Raw genomic sequence first — 17,966 nt, forward strand, 5'->3', positions numbered from 1 at the left:
TGGCGGCCTCGGCCTGAGCCATGACCAGAGCGGCGGCTGCCCATCCGGGAGTCCCGACCGTGGCCGCGTTGAGGGATTTCTCGGCGCAGGCCATCGCGCGCTCCGCGCGTCCCAGGGCACGCTGGGCGTCCGCTTCGTGAAGTGCGTGCTCGGCGGCGTCGTAACCGAACCGGCCGGCTGCCCACCCTTGCGCGTCGGACTCCAGTTCGCGCGTCGCTTCGGCCAGCGCGGCATCGGCCTCCCGTTCTCGGCCCAGTTCAGCGAGGGAAGGAAGCCGCGCCCAGGCATGCAGTTGAGCTCGCGGCAGTCCCGAAGGCGCGCAGGCCGCACCGCGCTCGGCGTGGGCCAGGGCCGCGGAGTGCCGGCCTGCGGACCGCGCGACCATGGCTTGGGCGCCCCAGGCCCAGGCTGCCAGCCGGACATCGCCGACGCGGTCGCCGTAGGCGACGGCGGTGGCGAGGTGGACGCGTGCACCGGTGGGGTCGCCGAGGTGGAAGGCGAGGTTGCCCAGCAGGGCGGAAAGCCAGCCGACGCCACGCCGCAGCTCGATCTCGATCCGCTCCGATGTGTGGGCACTGCTCGTGAGAGCCTGCATCAGCAGGCCCCGAGCACCGTGTACTTCGCTGAAGAGCACATGCGGCGGGTGCTTGCTGTAGCCGAGGGCGTAGTGCTCGATCGCGGCCTCGACCAGATCCACGACCGCGGAGTTGCCTGCCGGGTCAGCAAGCAGCGCCAGGTGCAGCGAGTCCCGTACGGCCGGGAGACCGGCAGAGGTCGTCATGGTCACCATGCTTTCCCGTGCGGGAAGGACGCACGCTTCAGGCCCGGGAGCACTGTATACACTCGGCCGCTCCCGCTTGGCCGGTTCGCGGTCAACGGTCCGGCCGAGTCCGAGCTGATCCGGCCGGGCCTGGTAGACCGTACACAGCGCCTCGACGTACTCCGTGCTGGGGCGTTCGTAGGATTGGTGTTCCCACCGGCAGAGCATCGACTCCGACAGGCCCGGTGGCAGCAGTCCGCGCGATCGGTACAGCGCACCAACCTGCTCGATGGTGCGGGATCGTGGCCAGCCGAGTGCCAGGCGCCATGCCTCCAGCGACCGTACCTCGGGCAGTTCGGCGCAGATCTCGTCGGCTGTCTGCTCGACGCCGTGTCCGCTGTGCAGGGACCGCGCCCGGATTTCGCTGGCGGACTTCTTGATAGCGGCACGGCGCGATCGACTGACGGTAATCATGTGCGCACCCCCGGCAATGACGCTGACTGCGCGTCACGGTATCCGAGGAGCGGGCCCGAGGGGGAGTGCGCCTGTAACGACGTTGCTGACATTGCGAGTTGCCCGCAATACGCGCAACCGATGACGGCAATGACTGCGCTTCCTCCTGGCCGGACGCTATGTGGGTGCCGACCGGGAAGCCCGCACCGCCAGTCTGTCGACCTCCGAAACATGCTTGCCCGGCTGTTCGACCGTTCCTCACCTCGATGGGAGCGACCTCTGTGAACGCCATACCCCAGGACTTCGAAGGGACGCCCGCGCGCATGACGCGACACAGCCACGAACGGGCACACTTGCCGCTCACGGGTGACGGTCTGGCCGCCGCTGATCTTCTCGCGGAAGCCGGCTTCGACGTCCGTATCGATCTCGGGCAGCACTTTCTGCGGTCGAAGAACGCGGCCCACCGGCTTTTGGACTGTGCCGAATTGCCGGACCGGGGCCAGGTCTTGGAGGTGGGGGCGGGTCTGGGCACGCTGTCCGGCGCGGTGGCCGAGACCGGCCGCCGGATCTGGGCTGTGGAGAAGGACAGGAGGCTGGGAGGAATCCTCCGGGACGCGCTGCGGCGCTTCGGCTCGCGGGCGCGCGTCAGCATCTCGGACGTTCGCGAGGTGGACCTTGATGAGGGCCTCACCCCTGGTGCCGTGCTTTTGGCGATCATGCCGTTCGACTGGGAGCTGTCGGCGGCACTCACACGCCACGTGTTCGCCTCCACGTCGAAGGTGGAGCGCGGGCTTGTGGTCTTGCCGAGCCGAGTGCTTGAGCAGTACCAGGCGGCCGGGGACACTGCGTGCGGCCTGCGACTGCGCGAGGTCGACGGCATCTCCCGCTCCGAGTTCTGGCCGAAGGCTCCCGAGGCGCTGCGTGTGGTGTCCATCGAGAGGCTGCGATGAACACCCCGCCGCTGATCGTCACGAATGACTTTCACTCCAGCGTTCCTGAGGGCCGCCGCCTGCTGGCCACCTTGCGCGAGCACAGGGCCCGCGGGGCGTGGGTGGTGGACGGCGGCGACTTCTTCGGCGGGACCGCCTTTCACGAGTTCTCCCAGGGGACCGTGGAGGAGCGACTCCTGGCCGAGCTGTACGACGCGCTCGTACCCGGGAACCACGACTTCGCCGATCTGATGCGACTGGAGAACCCGGACCGGTTCCCGCCCGTGGTGTGCGCGAATCTCCGACCGTCGGCAACGTTCTCGGGCCGTTGGGAAAGCGGTCTGCTGCTTCCGGAGCACGGACCGAAGGTGGGCATCGTCGGGTACCTGGGCCGGCAGGCGTACGAGGCCGTCCCCGCCCACGAACGTGCCGGGTTCGAGTTCGTGGAACCGACGGCGGAGCTGGTCGCGGCCGAGCGAGACCGGTTGTTGTCTGCCGGGGCCGACATCGTGGTCGGTGTGAGCCACAGCGGCTTCGCTCTGGATGTCGCTGATCAGCAGAACGGCTGGCCGCTGCCCGTGGTCCTATCGGGACACTGCCACAGCCCCTCGTACCACTGGGCGTCCACCGGTCGGCACGTCGTCAAGGCACCGGAGACCGGCCAGGGGCTCCTGTGGCTCAACCTCGATCGCGGCGGCAGCCACCAGTTCACCGTTGAAACCGTCTCGGACGTATACGGTCCGGCAGTTCCAGACGGTCTGGAGGCGACGATGTCCCAGTACGCGGCCTGGGGAGCGGAACAGATCGGTACTCTGCCGGCTTCACTCCCGGACCGCAGGGATGTCGCGCGCCGACTGGCCCAGCGCGCCCAGGCCGCCACCGGCGCCGACGCCTTTGCCCTCAGCCTTTGGGCCCTGCGCGACGGGCTGCCGCAGACCGTCACCCGCCACTCCCTCATGAACTGCGCCCCCTTCGACACCGACCTCGTCCTCCTGGACGGCGAACACCACACGGAGACGGTCCGGGAACGGGCTCGCCTACTCGGCGAGGAACTCGTCACGTACCTCCTGGCCACGGCCTCGGCCTCCGCATGCTCGTTGGCAACCACGAGCTATCTCGCCGAGCGGCTGGGCCTCGCGGCCCGGCCCCTCGTCCCGCCGCGCACGCTGCGCGGCATCCTCACCGATCTCGTTACGGAGTCCTGATGAGCGATGTGCTGACCCTGGACAGCCGCGAGCTGGTGCACGGCCCTACCGCACCGCGCGAGTTCGCGGCCCGCCTCACCGGCGAAGGCGCCGGACGGTCGGTGGTCTCCTTTGAGGGAACGGGCCACCACCGCAACCTTGAACTGAGCCTCGGACTGCTGTCGGCGCTGGGCCCGGTGCTGAGCGTGTATCCGTCCGATGGCTGCTGGAGCGACCTGGCAGTGCGCACCGACGTCGACCCCGCCCGGACCCACGGGGTCGGCGAGAACCGCCTCCACATCGACTTGGTGGACCGGGAGTTGAGTCCGCGGTACATAGCCCTGTACTGCGTTCGCGACGACCCCCGGGGCGGGGGCGCGTCGGCTCTGTCCGATCTGTGGGCCGCCGTGGGTGATCTGCCAGTGGCCGACCGGGACGTGCTGAGCAGGCCGGTCTTTTCCTACTGGACCGACGAGGGAGTGCACGGCGTCGGCGAGGGTCTCTCGCGGTTTGCCGTGCTGCCCGAGCGGCTCGATGCCGGCGTACCGATCCGTTTCACCAGCAAGATGCTCCCCCACCTCCGTCTAGGGGACCTTGTCGAGGCCGACAGCGACACCGTCCCGTTCATCACCGCAGCGTTCGACCGGCTGGTCGACGCCGCCTACCGGTACCGCACCACCGTCCGGCTGGCGCCGGGCCAACTGCTCGTCTTCGACCAGTGGCGCTACGCGCACGGCCGGTTGCCGCTGGGTCAGAGGCAGGGAGCGGTGCCCCCTAACCAGCGGCGCCTGCTCAAGCAGGGCTACGTGGGCCAGGCGGGGACCGGAGGCGGACTGTGATCCTTACCGGTCCCGCCATCCAGCAGGCCGTTGCTCGCGGGGACATCACCATCGATCCGTTCGATCCGGACCTGGTCAACCCGAACAGTTACAACTATCGCCTCGGTGACGTGCTGAAGGTCGCCGTCGGCACTCCGACCGACTCCCGCGCGGAGGCCGAGCTGGAGTCCATCCGCATCCCGAGCAGTGGATACGAGTTACGACCGCGCACGGTTTACCTCGGCGCCACGGTCGAGCGGATCGGCAGCCCCCGCTATGTGACGAGCCTCATCGGCCGGTCCTCGCTCGGGCGCCTCGGCTGCTTTCTCCAGATCTCCGCCGACCTTGGCCAGCTCGGGGCCGTCCACCGGTGGACATTGGAGATCGTCGTCGTCCAGCCCCTCATCCTCTATCCCGGAATGCGCGTGGGCCAGGTGTCCTTCTGGGACAGAGTCGGCGCCGCGATGCCCTACTTCGGCCACTACGGCACGCTCAGTGACCCGTCCCCCTGTTCCCCACGGGCCCTGGCCGGCGCTCCGGTACGAGAGGAGGCCGCGGCGTGATCCTCACCGGCCCCGAGATCCATACCCGGGTCAAGAACGGGGAGATCGAGATCTCTCCGTTCGCCCCCGCCCTCCTGAGCCCCAACAGCTACGACTTCCACCTCGGCAACACCATCGGCTGGTACACGAACGAGACCCTCGACTGCGCCAGGGACAACCCGTTCGAGTCACACCCGATCCCGCCCGACGGCATGGTCCTCACCCCAGACCGGATCTACCTCGCCGCCACCGCGGAACGTATTGGCAGCGATCACTTCGTGCCGATCATCCGCGCCCGGTCCTCCGTGGCCAGGCTCGGGCTGTTCGTCCATGTCACCGCCGACCTGATTGACATCGGCTCGCACAACCACCTCACGCTGCAACTGCACGCGGTGCAGCCCGTCAAGATCTACCCGAACTTGAGGATCGGGCAGGTCACGTTCTGGACGGTCGAAGGCGACATCGTCCTGTACGACGGCAAGTACCAGGGCGCCGACCGGGCGATGCCCTCCCAGATCCACCGCGACTTCGAGAGACGGTGACCCGGTGCCTCTCACGAAGGACCCGACCGCTACGGAACGTGTGGCGGCAGTGGTGGCGCACCCCGACGACGCCGAGCTGCTGGCCTACGGCACCCTGCGGCGCTACCGCCAGCTCGGCGCCGACATCACCGTGCTGATGGCGACCCACGGTGCCCACGGGGTCTCCCTCGCCGATATGGCCCGCGGCGTGCGCCTCGCCGCGGATGAGCGCGTACGCGAGGTCGAAGCGGCCTGGGACGGCACAGGCATCAAGGTGACCGGGCTTGGCCTGGCCGACGGGGCGCTGCACCCCGACCGGAACCTGATCTCGGCCATCGAGGGCGAACTCGTACGCCTGCGCTGCACCACTCTGATCACCCACAGCCCGCACGCGGACAACGACCACCAGGACCACCGCGCGCTCGCGGCGGCCACCACCAACGCTGCCACCCGCGTCCCGTCCTGCCACACCCTGCTGTACGGCGAGCCGCATGCCCCGCGCAGCGCCTTCGCCCCGACCGTCCTTGTCGACATCACGGCCTTCCTGGACGACAAGGTCAAGGCGCTGGCCAGGCATGAGTCTCAACGAGGCCGCTGGTATCTCGGCGAGACCTACACGCGTCAGCGCGCAGCGGCGGCCGGCTGGCGGCTGCACCCCTCGGCCGCTGCGGCAGGCCGCGCCTTCGAGGCGTTCGAAACGTCCCTGCTCACGCTGCTGCACCCCGGCACCGAACAGGAGTAGTCCGTGATCTACATCGAGCAGCCACCGTTCCTGCCGTGGCTCGGTTTCTGCGAAGCGCTGATCGCCTGCACGAGCGTCGCCCTCTACGACGATGTGCAGTTCACGCAGGGCGGATGGCAGAACCGCAACCGGATCAAGACCGCCAACGGCCCCGCCTGGATCACCGTCCCCGTGGCCCGTACCACCGGGCAGCTCATCCGTGACACACGGATCGCCGACGGCTTCGACGTGCCGAGCATGGTCAAGACGCTACGTCTGGCGTACGGACGTAGCCCGTACAACGAAGAAGCCCTCCAGGTCATCGAGCCGCCCCTGTCGGCTGGCCACCGCTGGCTGGCCGACCTGAACACCGACGTCGTAACACAGATCTCGCTCGCGCTCGGCTCCCGTGCCTCCCTGCTCCTCACCTCCGGAATGTCCCCGACCGCCGCCGAGGGCAAGACCGAGCGCCTGGCCCGCATCTGCGCTGCCGCTGGCGAGCACGAACTATGGGCCGGTTCCGGCACGCGGCAGTACCTCGACACTGTGGCACTTGCCGAGCACAAGATCACCGTCACCTGGAACGAATTCATGGGTCGGCACCCGCGTTACGCCCAGGCGTGGCCGAAGCAGGGCTTCGAGCCGGGCTTGTCGGTCATCGACGCCGCCTGCGCGATCGGCTGGGCCGGGGTGTCGGCCATGCTCCATGCCGGCCTCAGGGCGTACCGCCCCACCGCATTCACGGGAGAAGCACGATGACCCGACCGCTCATCATGACCGGCATCGACCTGCCCTTGGAGCCGTCCTGCGGCTCCACCATCTGGTGCAACGACGTCTATCAGAGACTTGCCCCCGACTTCCGCACCATGTTCCTCGCCCTGCCCGGCTCCGGCGGATGGCAGCACTCCTTCGAGTACACCGTCGACCTCGCCGCGGCGAAGCGACCGTACGGACCGGACTTCGCCCAGTACGCCGAGAAGCTGACGGAGGAGGTCGAGCGCCTGGTGCGCGAGCGGCGTCCGGACCTCATCCACGCCCAGCACCTGGGCTTCGGACTCGCGCTCGCCTTCGCCCGTGCTGCCGGCAGCACCCCGCTCATCTCCATCGCGCACGGCACCGATGTGATCGCCGCCGCCGAGAACGAGCAGGCTCGCGATGCGCTGATCGAGATCGTAGCCGCCAGCACGGCCGTTGCCGTACCGAACGCGGCCATGGCCGACCAGGTGAACGCCCTCACCCAGAGGAAGTTCAACGACCGGCTGATCACCGTTCCTTGGGGCATCCCGGTACCGGTTCACCCCACCATCCAGCCCAGCAGCAGGCGCCAGCTACGCCTGCTGCACGCGGGGCGCCTCGACACGAACAAGTCCACGATCACAGCGATCGAAGCCATGGCCCTCACAGCCAACGAGCACCACCTCACCGTCATCGGGAGCGGCAGCGAACTGCCCAGCCTCACGGCCCGGACCGCCGAACTCGGCCTCACGCACCGGATCCGGTTCGAGCCGTTCATGCCTCGCGAGGAGTTGTGGCATCGCTTCGCCTACTTCGACGCGTTCCTGTTCACCACCAGGCAGTTGGAGGCATTCGGTCTGGTCGCTGTCGAAGCCCAGGCCCACGGACTCCCGGTCATCTACGGCGACCTGCCCGGCCTGCGCCACACCCTCGGCGCCGGGACCCTGGCCTATCAGCCCGGCGACGCCACCACCTTGGCCGCCCGCATCGACCAACTCGCCGGTGCTCCCGAACTACGCCGCACACTGGGCGCTGCCGCAGCCGACAGCGCCCGGCGCCACGACATCCGTACCACCACGGCGCACCTGCGCGAACTGTCGAAGACCGTGATGGGAGCTATCGCTCGTGTCTGATACCCCGCTGTACGCCAGCCGCCTGTGGCCCCCCGTACGCCGCCGCGCCGCCGATGCCACCGCCCCCACCATGGACCTGCTGGAATCGCTCGGCTACGTCGCCAAGACCGACGCCACCGGCGTCTTCACCCTGCTGCCGCTGGGGCTGCGCGTCCATGACCGGCTCACCCGGATCGCGCGTACGGCGTTCGAGGAACGCGGCGCGAACACCGTCGCTTTCCCCACCCTCCAAAGCCGCACGCTGTGGGAGCAGTCCGGCCGCTGGGACGTCTACCGGTCGGAGGGCGCGCTGCTGACCGCGACCAGCAGGAGCGGCGAACAGATGTGTCTGGCCCCGACCTCCGAGGAGATCGCAGCCGCCACCGTGCGCGAACACCTGCGCTCCCACCGCGACCTCCCGGTCCGGCTGTTCCTCAGCACCTCCAAGTACCGCGACGAGATCGCACCGCGCGGCGGGCTGATGCGCGGCCGAGAGTTCACCATGGCCGACGCCTACACCTTCGACACCACCCGCGAAGAGATGCGCACCTCGATCGACTTCCTCAACGATGCCTGCCGCGCCGCCCTGCTGGGCATGGGCCTGACCGGTGTCTTCCAGGCCGCAGCCGACGGGGGCAGTATCTCGGCCGGCCCGACCACCGAGCATCTGGTTCTCGGCGACACCGGGCAGAGCACCATCCTGGTCTGCGACCACTGCGGCCACCGCGGCGGCGACACCGTTCTGCTGGCCCGGCCGACCCCACAGAACGCCCCGGTGGTCAACGTCATCGCCTTCGCCCTCACCGCCCATGACGGCTCGACCATCCCGGCCGCCGTGGCGATCCGCTCGGATCTCCAGGTCAGCCCCCGCAAGCTCGCCGCCGCCACTGGTGCTGCCCGCGTCGACCTCCTGTGCTCAGCCCAACTTCCCAAGCAGTTCGGCAAGGAGGCCGGCACTCTCACCCCCTGGGACTACACTGGAACCACCACCCTCTTCGACACCTCCGTCGCCCATCTGGACAACTTCGCCATCTCCGACGGCGCCACCGGCCTTCGCCACAACGTCGCCTGGTCGGGGACCGCCGGCCTGGAAGCTCTGTCACCCATCGGTACCGAACTCCACCGAGCCGCCCCGGGCATGGGGTGCGGCCACTGCGACGATGGACACTACCGCGAGGCCCGCGCCATCGAACTCGCCCACGTTTTCGAACTCGGCACCCAGTACGCCGCCCCGATGAACCTCTCCTTCACCGACGAACACGGCACCGCGCGCACCCCGTACATGGCCTGCTCTGGCATCGGCATCACCCGCTGCCTCCAGACCCTCGCCGACCTCCAACGCGACAAAGACGGGCTCCGATGGAAAAAAGGAACCGGGCCTGCCGACCTTCACATCGTTGTCCTGCGCCCCGACCTGCCCGCCATGCGCGAACGCACCGACCAGGTCGTACGACACCTCCGCGACCGCGGAGCAGCCATCCTCGTCGACGACCGGCCCGAACCGGCCGGCGAGAAGTTCCGCTACGCCAAACTCCTCGGCCTCCCGCACGCCTTGATCCTCTCCCCTCAACAGGACGGAGACGAGGCCGAGTTCATCAACCGGTGGACCTCCAGGGCGCACCGAATGCCAATCAGCCAAATCCCGGACGCCCTGAATCTGCGTTAAGCCGGCCGCATCCCCAGCTAAGGGCACCACAATCGGCCACTAAATAATCACCGCACAGAGCATCGAAATCCCCCTGCCGAATAATAAAGGCGAACGACCAGGGAAAGGCAAGGGCGTGACTCGAATTCACCACCGACGCCGATCGTGGCATTGACCGCACTTCCCCCCTTCCGTAGCATCGAAGTCATCAACGGGTCGTAGCTCAAGGGCTGGAGCACGGCATAAGTGTTGCCGAGGAGCTGGTTCGAATCCAGCCGACCCGACAAATCCTGTAGCGGGTATCGATCCTGTAGCGGGTATCGCCTGGACACCCTGATCACAGTGCCGGGCGCCGCAGCAATGAAACCCTGAAGCAGCCCTTACGATAAATCGCAACCACACAGGCTAGGTGCACTTTAGATGAAAATCGCAATCACCGGAGGCGGAAGCGCCGGACATGTCGTCCCCGCCCTTTCCGTGGCGGCCCGACTTCCCGAACAAGGCGTGAAAGAAGTGGTGTTCTTCGGGCGACCGGACAGCATCGAGCACGAATACCCGGAGAAGGCAGGCATCCCTTTTTGCCCGGTCCCATCTGCGGGCCTGAAGCGCCATGGTTCATGGAGCAACCTGCTCATGCCGCTCACAGTGCTGCGCGGCATCGGTGTGGCCGCAAGGGCTATGCGACGCGAACGCCCCAACGCCCTGTTCTCGAAGGGCTCATACGTATCCGTGCCTGTCGGGATTGCGGCCTGGCTTTGCCGAGTCCCCATCGTGGTCCACGAGTCGGACCACTCCCTCGGCCTCGCCAACAAGATCGTCGCCCGGATGGCCACCCGGGTCTGCCTGTCCGTCGCCGCGCCCGCCAGCACACCGCGATGGCTCACCCGGAAATCCGCCGTCACCGGCCTGCCGTTGCGCCACGATCTGGCCTCCGGCGAACCAGAGCGACTGCGGCGGCGACTCGGTATCCCTGCCAGCGCTCCGGTTCTGCTGATCTTCTGTGGCAGCAGCGGATCCCAACGCATCAATGACGCCGTAAAGACCCAACTTGGCGCCCTGTGCGCGCGGTTCGCGGTCGTTCATGTCCGGGGGAAGGGCAACCTCGACCGCTCGCTCAAGGGGGTACCGGGGTACTGGCAACTGGAGTACCTGCACGACGAGATGGCCGATGCCCTATGGCTGGCAGACCTGGTGATCGGACGCGCCGGCGCAACGACGCTTGCCGAACTCGAAGCGCTCGGCAAGCGGGCCGTACTCATCCCCCTACCCGCGACGGTCAGCCGTGGCGACCAGCTCGACAACGCAGCCGCCTATGCGCGACGACACCCCGGGCAGTGCATCGTGGTACCTGACGACGACAAGCTGCACGGCGGAGCGTCTCTGGCCAAGGCGTGCATGGAGCTTGCCGCCGGCCTCGGCCGGACCAATCGGGAGCGGCCCGGCCCGGAAACCATCCACCGTGCCGCCGACCTGATCGCGCAAGAGACCGTCGCTGCGGCCAGGTCGGGGCGCATCCGCCGCACCCGGTAGAACTCAGCCGTCGTGGTGCCCGTACATCGCCAGGATCTGCTCGTCGGACTCCCCACGGTGGTACACGTGGAAATGCAGATGCTGCGACTCCTGATAGAGCCCGACGTTCGTGGTGACAGAAGCCGCGCCATGCTCTTCCCTGATCTGCGCCGCGACCCGCTGCACCACCGCCATAACCTTCGCCAGCAGTTCCGCGCCCCCGTCACCGAGGTCGATCAGCGACGGAATATGCCGCTTCGGTACCACCACCACGTGCACCGGATGTGCGGGGTTGGTGTGCTCGAACGCGAGCACATCCTCGGTCTCCACCACCACCTTGACCGGCGTGAGCCCAGGGATGGCCTGATGGCAGTAGAAGTCCGAAGTCGATGGGGCCACAGCAGCGCTCACAGTAAGTAACTTTCCGTGTCGGGCGGTAACTTCGTCGCCACACTACCCTCCAACCTCTAGCCAACTCGGTTCACACCAGCCTCGCGAGGTCTCGTTGGCTCTCGGTGTACGCCCTGCGGGTGGCATGGGATAAGACGCCACGGTCGGCCTCTACAGAGCGAACCGCGGCTTCCTTCAGCAAGCTGTCCGACTTCACATGGAGTGTGGCCGCACGGGTGTTCGGATCGTTCGACACCATGATCACTGATGCTCTCGCCTCATCGCCGCGTGGACCAGGTCCTCCTGGGCGCTAGGGACGGCTCCGGCCTGTCGGCGGGGCGTTCTTCTGCCGCGCCCTGACGGGCCGGGCGACGGTGTTGAGGCAGGGCGTCCGCTACCGAAGGGATCGCCAACGATTCCCCGTGCCGCGTCCGGCCGATGGCACTGGCATCTGCTGGAGGTCGAGCTGCGCAGGTGGGGCCATGACGTGCTGGCCGTGGACCTGCTGGTGATGCTTCAGGCATAGATCCCGGCACAGGACGACCCGGTTCACAACGCCATGGCCACTGGCCGCCCGGCTGGACGTGCCCACGAGATTCCTGCTGGCCCGGGACGACCAGCTTCTCCCTGTCGAGTACATGCGCCGCATCGTGCGGGAACACCTCGGCATCCCACCCGACGAACTGCCTGGCGACCACTGCCCCATGCTCGGCCAGCCCACAGAGCCGCTTGGCCCCACGCCCATCCCCAGCATCAGCAGGCGGCTGCCGGCCGATATCCGTCTACGCGATCTCGATGTCGATCCCCTCCGCCGGGATGGCCGGATTGTTCGTCAGACAGCGATCACGGGCGCTCTCACTCCTCACCGCGCGGATCGCCCGTTGGAATTGATCATCCGGCCTTCGACTCCCAGAAGCACCCCCGTCTCACCCGAACGGATCTACGTATCCCCTCGCGTGCAAACCCTTATCCCGCAGGCCGTGCCGCGCGGCGCTGTTGGATCGATACTGGATCCCAGCGGACCCGCCGCGGAGCATCTTCACCCGCGCCCCCAAGGAGCTGACCATGCGTCAGGAAAGTCAGCAACTGGTCAGCATCAGTACCGCCCAAAGCCGCTTCGGAGCGCCTGGGACCGCCAAGATCGCAGAGTGACCACAGTGCATGTGACCTGCGAAAACCATGGTCAGAGGCATAGCTGCTAATCTACCCGGGAGACACCCATGAAGATGCTGATCAATGTGCCGGAGACCGTGGTGGCGGATGCCCTTCGGGGGATGGCCGCGGCGCATCCGGAGCTCTCCGTCGATGTGGCGAACCGTGTGGTGGTACGCGGGGACGCGCCCGTCGCCGGGAAGGTCGGGGTGGTCTCCGGGGGTGGGTCCGGGCATGAGCCGCTGCATGGAGGGTTCGTCGGGCCCGGGATGCTCTCCGCGGCCTGTCCCGGTGAGGTGTTCACCTCGCCCGTGCCCGACCAGATGGTGCGGGCCGCTGCCGCCGTCGACAGCGGCGCCGGTGTGCTGTTCGTCGTCAAGAACTACACCGGCGACGTCCTGAACTTCGACATGGCCGCCGAGCTGGCCGAGGACGAAGGTATCCAGGTCGCGAAAGTGCTGGTCAACGATGACGTGGCGGTGACGGACAGCCTCTACACCGCGGGCCGGCGCGGTACGGGCGCGACGCTGTTCGTGGAGAAGCTGGCGGGCGCGGCGGCCGAGGAGGGAGCGCCGCTGGAGCGGGTCGAGGCGATCGCCCGGCGGGTGAATGACCGCTCGCGGAGTTTCGGTGTCGCGCTGAGCGCCGTCACCACGCCCGCCAAGGGCAGTCCGACCTTCGATCTGCCCGAGGGAGAGCTGGAACTGGGCATCGGTATCCATGGCGAGCCCGGCCGCGAGCGGCGCGCGATGATGACCTCGCGTGAGATCGCCGACTTCGCCGTGCACACGGTGGTGGAGGATCTGCGGCCCTCCAGTCCGGTGATCGTCCTGGTGAACGGCATGGGCGGAACACCGCTGCTGGAGCTGTACGGATTCAACGCCGAGGTGCAGCGGGTGCTGACCGAGCGGGGCGTCCCGGTCGCCCGTACGCTCGTCGGCAACTATGTGACGTCGCTCGACATGGCGGGCTGTTCGGTGACGCTCTGCCAGGTGGACGAGGAGCTGCTGCGCCTGTGGGACGCGCCGGTGCAAACGGCCGCGCTCCGCTGGGGCCGCTGAATACGGCAAAGAAGAGGCAAGGCCGGCCGGGACGGCAGGACAGGCACAGAAACTTGGGACGGCAGGGCACGAACCACGGCAGGGCACGATCCACGGGCGAGGGAGTTCACGTGACCGATCAGAAACCCGACCGGACGCTCGACACCGACTTCTTCCGCCGCTGGCTGACGGCCGCCACCGCCATGGTGGAGCGTGAGGCCGGCCGGCTCACCGAGCTGGACTCGGCGATCGGCGACGCCGACCACGGCAGCAATCTCCAGCGCGGTTTCCGGTCCGTCATGACCGAGCTGGGCAAGGAGTCACCGGCCGGCCCCGGAGCCGTGCTGGTCATGGCCGGACGGCAGCTCATCTCCACGGTGGGCGGCGCGTCGGGGCCGCTCTACGGGACGCTGCTACGGCGTACGGGCAAGGCGCTCGGTGACACTCCCGAGGTCACGTACGAGCAGTTCACCGAGGCGCTGCGCGCCGGCGTGGCGGCCGTGGCCCAGCTCGGCGGAGCGAAGGCCGGGGACAAGACCATGATCGACGCGCTGGAGCCGGCGGCCGAGGCGCTCGGCACATCGTTCAGGGCGGCGGCGGAGGCGGCGGAGAAGGGCGCCCTGGCCACCGTACCCCTCCAGGCCCGGAAGGGCAGGGCGAGTTATCTGGGCGAGCGCAGCATCGGGCACCAGGATCCGGGCGCGACCTCCTCGGCCCTGCTGATCGCCGCGCTCGCCGACACGGCGGAGGCGACGCCATGAGCATCGAGAAGCCGGTCGGCATCGTGCTCGTATCGCACAGCGGACCGGTGGCGGAGGCCGTCGCCGCGATGGCCCGAGGGCTGGCGGGAGGCGGCGCGACCGCGCCGGTGGCGGCGGCGGGAGGCACTCCGGACGGCGGACTCGGCACCAGCTCCGAGCTGATCTCGGCCGCCGCCGCGCAGGTGGACCGAGGCGCGGGCATAGCGATTCTGGTGGATCTCGGCAGCGCCGTGTTGACGGTGAAGACACTGCTCGCCGAGGGCGACGAACTCCCGGACGGGGCACGGCTGGTGGACGCTCCGTTCGTCGAGGGAGCGGTGGCCGCGCTCGTCACCGCCTCGGCGGGCGGAGATCTGAACGCGGTCGCGGCGGCGGCGACGGAGGCGTACCAGTACCACAAGGAGTGAGGCGAGGGGGCACGGAACAAGGTGAGAACGGCGCACAGTCGTCGTGATCCATGAATCGCCACCCGGGAATACTGAGCCCTCACGGATCGGGCACGGCGGCAGGCCCGTTGTCGGTACAGGACTTCCGGAGGGACAAGCATGGTGAACGCGGCAGACGTGGAGACCGTTGGGGCGGAAGGGGACGGTCCGTACCGCTCCCCCGGCCGCCGGACTCGCCACGCCGTGATCATCGGCGGCAGCGTCGCGGCTCTGCTGACGGCCCATGTGCTGAGCGCCCATGCCGACCGGGTCACCATCGTCGAGCGTGACCGCCTGCCCGAAGGACCCGAGCCACGGGCGGGTGTCCCGCAGAGCCGCCATACCCATGTCCTGCTGGAGGGCGGGCAGCGGGCGCTGGACGAGCTGCTCCCGGGCATCGTCGCCGAACTGCGCGAGCACGGCGCGCCGCGCGTGGGCCTGCCCAGTGACCTCGTGCAGTGGCAGAGCCACCGCTACTACCGGCGCACCGCCGCCACCGCCCATCTCCTCACCGGTACCAGGCCGTTGCTGGAGTGGCTGGTACGGCGCCGGGTGCAGGCCGAGCGGCGGATCACGGTGCTGGAGGGCACGGAGGTGGTGGGACTGCTGGGCAACTCCCGACGTGTTCGCGGAGTACAGGTGCGCAAGCGCGGCGCCGAGACCCGTCAGGACGTACGGCGGCTCACCGCCGATCTGGTCGTGGACGCCTCAGGACGCGGCTCCCGTGCGCCCGACTGGCTGGCCGCGATCGGCGCGGAACCGCCGCACGAGGAGACGCTCGACACCGGGCTCGCCTACGCGACCAGGCTCTACCGTCAGCCCGACGGGAGTGACTCCGGGAATGCCGGCGGAAGTTTCGGTGGGAGCGCCGACCGGACGACGGACTGCGTCGGTTATTACTTCGTCCCCGGGCGCGGCCAGGCCCGTGGCGGCGTCGCTCTCCCCATTGAGGGCGGCTTCCATCTCGTCACGCTCTCGGGCCTGCGCGGAAGCGAACCGCCCTCCGACGAGGAGGAGTTCACCGAGTTCACGGCTCGACTCCCGCATCCGGTGCTGCACGACTGGCTGATGAAGGCCCGGCCGGAGTCCGGCGTACACGCCTTCCGCGCGACGGCCAACGTACGGCGCCGGTACGACCGTCCGGGCCGACGCCCGGCCGGTTTCCTCGCCGTGGGCGACGCGCTGTGCGCCTTCAACCCGGTGTACGGGCAGGGCATGGCGGTCGCCGCGATCGGCGCGGTCGCGCTCCGCGACACGCTGGCCGATCCCGCCCGTACACCCACGACACGCCGGGTGCAGCTCGCGCTGCTCAAGGCCTCACGGCAGGCCTGGGACATCGCCTCCGGGGCGGACAGGGCGCTGCCGGGCGCACGCGGCGACGCGGCTCGGACGCAGCTGGTGAACCGTCCCGCCGCCTGGTATCTCGCCCGGGTGGTGCAGCGCGCGCCCGGCGATCCGGTCGTCGGAGAGGCGTTCCGCGCCGCCAGCACACTGATGGCGCCGGTCTCGGTGCTGTTCGCGCCGCGTGTCGTACGCGCGGCGCTGTTCGGCCCCGTCCGGCCGGCCCCCACCGAGCCGCCCTTGTGGAATGAGCACGGAGCCGGCTGACCACGCGTGTCAGAGAGCAGTGGTCGTCAAAGAGGTCATCACAGAGGCGTGGCGGTCTTCAGCAGGAGAAAGAGAGTGACCGTGGCGTTCGCCGAGGAGAGCGCGGAGCCGAGCGTTCCGGCCGCGGCGGTCCAGACGGCCAGGCCCACCGCGGTCGACATCGACGGCCACCAGTTCACCGCGGAGGGCGCGGGCTCCAGCAGGGCCGCCACCCGGCGCGGCACCGGGCCAGGTGCGGCGAAGCCGGCCAGCGTCGGTGTGGGCGTGCCGCGGGAGACCAGCGCGGCCTTGCCGATGGCCCGTGCCACGACCGTACGCTCGCCGGTCACCCGGGCCGCTTCCTCGTCCGCCCAACGCTCGGTCGTGTAGGCGACCGCCGCGCGCAGCGGGCGCAGCAGCGGATTGGCGCGCGCGGCCAGCCGTACGGCCAGCAGATACCGGTGGTGGCCTCCGTTGAGATGAGCCTGCTCATGGGCGACCAGCGCGGCACGCTCCCGGGTGTCCAGACAGTCGAGCATGGCAGTGGACACGACAACCCGCCCACGGCCATGTCCACGCCCCCGTCCTCGCCGACTTCCGGCATCCGCACCCGCGTCCGGCAGCTGTCCCGCGGCGGAACCGGGCAGCGCGTAGGCGTAGGGCGCCTTGTCGGTCAGTACGGCGAGTTCGCCGTCGGGCAGCCCGGCCAGGGCGCGATGTGCGTGGCGGCGTACCCGGCGATGGCGTCCGGCCGCCGCCACACAGCCGACGGCGACCGCGGCCAGCGCGACGATCGCCGCCTTCCCCGCGATCTCGTCGTACGGGACGGCCTCGCGGACCTCGGGATCGGACCAGGCGTCCGGCAGCGGATTGCCGGGGAGTTGTGCCGTACCGACCACCACCAGCAGCACCAGAGAGAGCGTGCTGCACAGGGCGAGCACAACGGCCAGCCCGGACAGCAGCCGGGTGGCGACACGAGGATGGAGATGGAGTTCGGCCAGGCGCGCGACGGGCAGCGCGGTCAGCGGCAGGACGAGCGGCAGAAAGACGAACACCCCCACCCCGTCAGCCCTCCGCCTCGTCCTCGGGGTCCTCGGGCAGGCCGAGCAGATCGCGCAGCAGCCGTTCGTCGTCCGCGGAGAGCGCGGTGACGAACCGGGCCAGGACCGCCTCGCGGTCCGCCTCCGCGTCCAGCACCTTCCGCATCCGCAGGGCGGCGAGCCCGGCCTCGTCCGAGGCGGCACGCCATTCGAAGGAGCGCCCGGCCCGCTCCCGGGTGACCGCGCGTTTGGCCTGGAGCCGCGTCAGGATGGTCATCACCGTCGTGTACGCGAGATCCCCGCCGAGCCGTTCCTGCACCCAGGCGGCCGTGACGGGCCCCGGCGCCTGCCGCAGCGCGGCGAGTACCAGGGACTCCAGCTCGCCCTGGCCGCGTCGGCGCGGGCGCTCGTCCGGACCGTCCCGGCCGTCCGGACCGCCGTGCACCCTCACGATGTCTCCCTCCAGCCGCGCGACCGCGCCGCGTGGCAGCCGTTCATGCTACTGAGCCCGGCGCCTGCGCGCTTCCACGGGCGCCTCTCCTATGATCTTCTACACTGCTGTAGATTCTATGACGGTCGCTGCCCGCCTCGACCAGACGTGGGACGGGCACGGCCGCGACAGGGGCACAGGACGCGGGGCGC

18 protein-coding genes and 1 tRNA gene are annotated in these 17,966 nt (G+C 69.1%); 15 read left to right on the forward strand and 4 right to left on the reverse strand.

The window, feature by feature from the left end; all coding sequences use genetic code 11:
- A partial coding sequence (locus GA0115259_RS23160) for a hypothetical protein (protein ID WP_093600519.1) occupies positions 1 to 1,234 on the reverse strand: 1,234 nt, incomplete at its 3' end.
- 260 nt (positions 1,235 to 1,494) lie between these two features.
- On the opposite strand from GA0115259_RS23160, the gene GA0115259_RS23165 reads away from it, so the two are divergent.
- From GA0115259_RS23165 to GA0115259_RS23215, 11 genes are all read left to right on the forward strand, one after another.
- Complete coding sequence (locus tag GA0115259_RS23165) at positions 1,495 to 2,163, forward strand: rRNA adenine N-6-methyltransferase family protein (RefSeq protein ID WP_161230442.1); 669 nt, start codon at positions 1,495 to 1,497, stop codon at positions 2,161 to 2,163.
- Positions 2,160 to 3,347 carry a metallophosphoesterase gene (locus GA0115259_RS23170; RefSeq protein WP_093600525.1) on the forward strand — a complete coding sequence of 396 codons (1,188 nt, stop codon included), beginning with the start codon at positions 2,160 to 2,162 and terminating at the stop codon, positions 3,345 to 3,347. Before GA0115259_RS23165 ends, GA0115259_RS23170 begins: the two co-directional genes overlap by 4 nt.
- Complete coding sequence (locus GA0115259_RS23175; protein ID WP_093600528.1) at positions 3,347 to 4,165, forward strand: TauD/TfdA family dioxygenase; 819 nt, start codon at positions 3,347 to 3,349, stop codon at positions 4,163 to 4,165. The genes GA0115259_RS23170 and GA0115259_RS23175 overlap by 1 nt, the downstream gene beginning before the upstream one ends.
- Positions 4,162 to 4,707 (forward strand): dCTP deaminase, encoded by a 546-nt coding sequence (locus GA0115259_RS23180; protein ID WP_093600531.1) that lies wholly within the window; start codon positions 4,162 to 4,164, stop codon positions 4,705 to 4,707. The genes GA0115259_RS23175 and GA0115259_RS23180 overlap by 4 nt, the downstream gene beginning before the upstream one ends.
- On the forward strand, positions 4,704 to 5,228 hold the full coding sequence (gene dcd, locus GA0115259_RS23185; protein WP_093600534.1) for a dCTP deaminase: 525 nt from the start codon (positions 4,704 to 4,706) through the stop codon (positions 5,226 to 5,228). The genes GA0115259_RS23180 and dcd overlap by 4 nt, the downstream gene beginning before the upstream one ends.
- A 4-nt stretch (positions 5,229 to 5,232) precedes the next feature.
- Positions 5,233 to 5,949, forward strand: coding sequence for a PIG-L deacetylase family protein (locus GA0115259_RS23190; protein WP_256098097.1), 717 nt, complete (start codon positions 5,233 to 5,235; stop codon positions 5,947 to 5,949).
- A gap of 3 nt (positions 5,950 to 5,952) precedes the next feature.
- Complete coding sequence (locus GA0115259_RS23195) at positions 5,953 to 6,687, forward strand: WbqC family protein (protein WP_093600540.1); 735 nt, start codon at positions 5,953 to 5,955, stop codon at positions 6,685 to 6,687.
- Positions 6,684 to 7,796, forward strand: a complete 1,113-nt coding sequence (locus tag GA0115259_RS23200) for a glycosyltransferase family 4 protein (protein WP_093600543.1) — start codon at positions 6,684 to 6,686, stop codon at positions 7,794 to 7,796. Before GA0115259_RS23195 ends, GA0115259_RS23200 begins: the two co-directional genes overlap by 4 nt.
- Entirely contained in the window at positions 7,789 to 9,441 is a 1,653-nt protein-coding gene (locus GA0115259_RS23205) for a proline--tRNA ligase (RefSeq protein WP_256098098.1), read from the forward strand. The genes GA0115259_RS23200 and GA0115259_RS23205 overlap by 8 nt, the downstream gene beginning before the upstream one ends.
- A 191-nt stretch (positions 9,442 to 9,632) precedes the next feature.
- Positions 9,633 to 9,704 (forward strand) — tRNA-Thr (locus tag GA0115259_RS23210).
- 136 nt (positions 9,705 to 9,840) lie between these two features.
- A complete protein-coding gene (locus tag GA0115259_RS23215) occupies positions 9,841 to 10,950 on the forward strand; it encodes a UDP-N-acetylglucosamine--N-acetylmuramyl-(pentapeptide) pyrophosphoryl-undecaprenol N-acetylglucosamine transferase (protein WP_093600546.1) in 1,110 nt (369 codons plus the stop codon).
- Between the two features lie 3 nt (positions 10,951 to 10,953).
- Here the strand turns inward: GA0115259_RS23215 and GA0115259_RS23220 are convergent, their stop codons facing one another.
- Positions 10,954 to 11,340 carry an HIT domain-containing protein gene (locus GA0115259_RS23220; protein WP_093600549.1) on the reverse strand — a complete coding sequence of 129 codons (387 nt, stop codon included), beginning with the start codon at positions 11,338 to 11,340 and terminating at the stop codon, positions 10,954 to 10,956.
- A 1,199-nt stretch (positions 11,341 to 12,539) separates the two neighbouring features.
- On the opposite strand from GA0115259_RS23220, the gene dhaK reads away from it, so the two are divergent.
- The 4 genes from dhaK to GA0115259_RS23240 all read left to right on the forward strand — a co-directional run bounded on the left by dhaK (position 12,540) and on the right by GA0115259_RS23240 (position 16,305).
- Complete coding sequence (dhaK, locus tag GA0115259_RS23225; RefSeq protein ID WP_093600552.1) at positions 12,540 to 13,532, forward strand: dihydroxyacetone kinase subunit DhaK; 993 nt, start codon at positions 12,540 to 12,542, stop codon at positions 13,530 to 13,532.
- A 182-nt stretch (positions 13,533 to 13,714) separates the two neighbouring features.
- Positions 13,715 to 14,272, forward strand: a complete 558-nt coding sequence (dhaL, locus tag GA0115259_RS23230; RefSeq protein ID WP_237540405.1) for a dihydroxyacetone kinase subunit DhaL — start codon at positions 13,715 to 13,717, stop codon at positions 14,270 to 14,272.
- On the forward strand, positions 14,269 to 14,679 hold the full coding sequence (locus GA0115259_RS23235; RefSeq protein ID WP_093600558.1) for a PTS-dependent dihydroxyacetone kinase phosphotransferase subunit DhaM: 411 nt from the start codon (positions 14,269 to 14,271) through the stop codon (positions 14,677 to 14,679). The genes dhaL and GA0115259_RS23235 overlap by 4 nt, the downstream gene beginning before the upstream one ends.
- 138 nt (positions 14,680 to 14,817) lie before the next feature.
- Positions 14,818 to 16,305, forward strand: coding sequence for an FAD-dependent oxidoreductase (locus GA0115259_RS23240; protein WP_107469249.1), 1,488 nt, complete (start codon positions 14,818 to 14,820; stop codon positions 16,303 to 16,305).
- Between the two features lie 38 nt (positions 16,306 to 16,343).
- On the opposite strand, the gene GA0115259_RS23245 is transcribed toward GA0115259_RS23240, so the two are convergent.
- Both GA0115259_RS23245 and GA0115259_RS23250 read right to left on the reverse strand, forming a co-directional pair.
- Positions 16,344 to 17,345, reverse strand: coding sequence for a M56 family metallopeptidase (locus GA0115259_RS23245; RefSeq protein ID WP_093600561.1), 1,002 nt, complete (start codon positions 17,343 to 17,345; stop codon positions 16,344 to 16,346).
- 4 nt (positions 17,346 to 17,349) lie between these two features.
- Positions 17,350 to 17,775, reverse strand: a complete 426-nt coding sequence (locus GA0115259_RS23250; RefSeq protein ID WP_256098099.1) for a BlaI/MecI/CopY family transcriptional regulator — start codon at positions 17,773 to 17,775, stop codon at positions 17,350 to 17,352.
- Positions 17,776 to 17,966: the final 191 nt, after the last annotated feature.

Source organism: Streptomyces sp. MnatMP-M17, assembly GCF_900091995.1.
Taxonomy (GTDB): Bacteria; Actinomycetota; Actinomycetes; order Streptomycetales; family Streptomycetaceae; genus Streptomyces.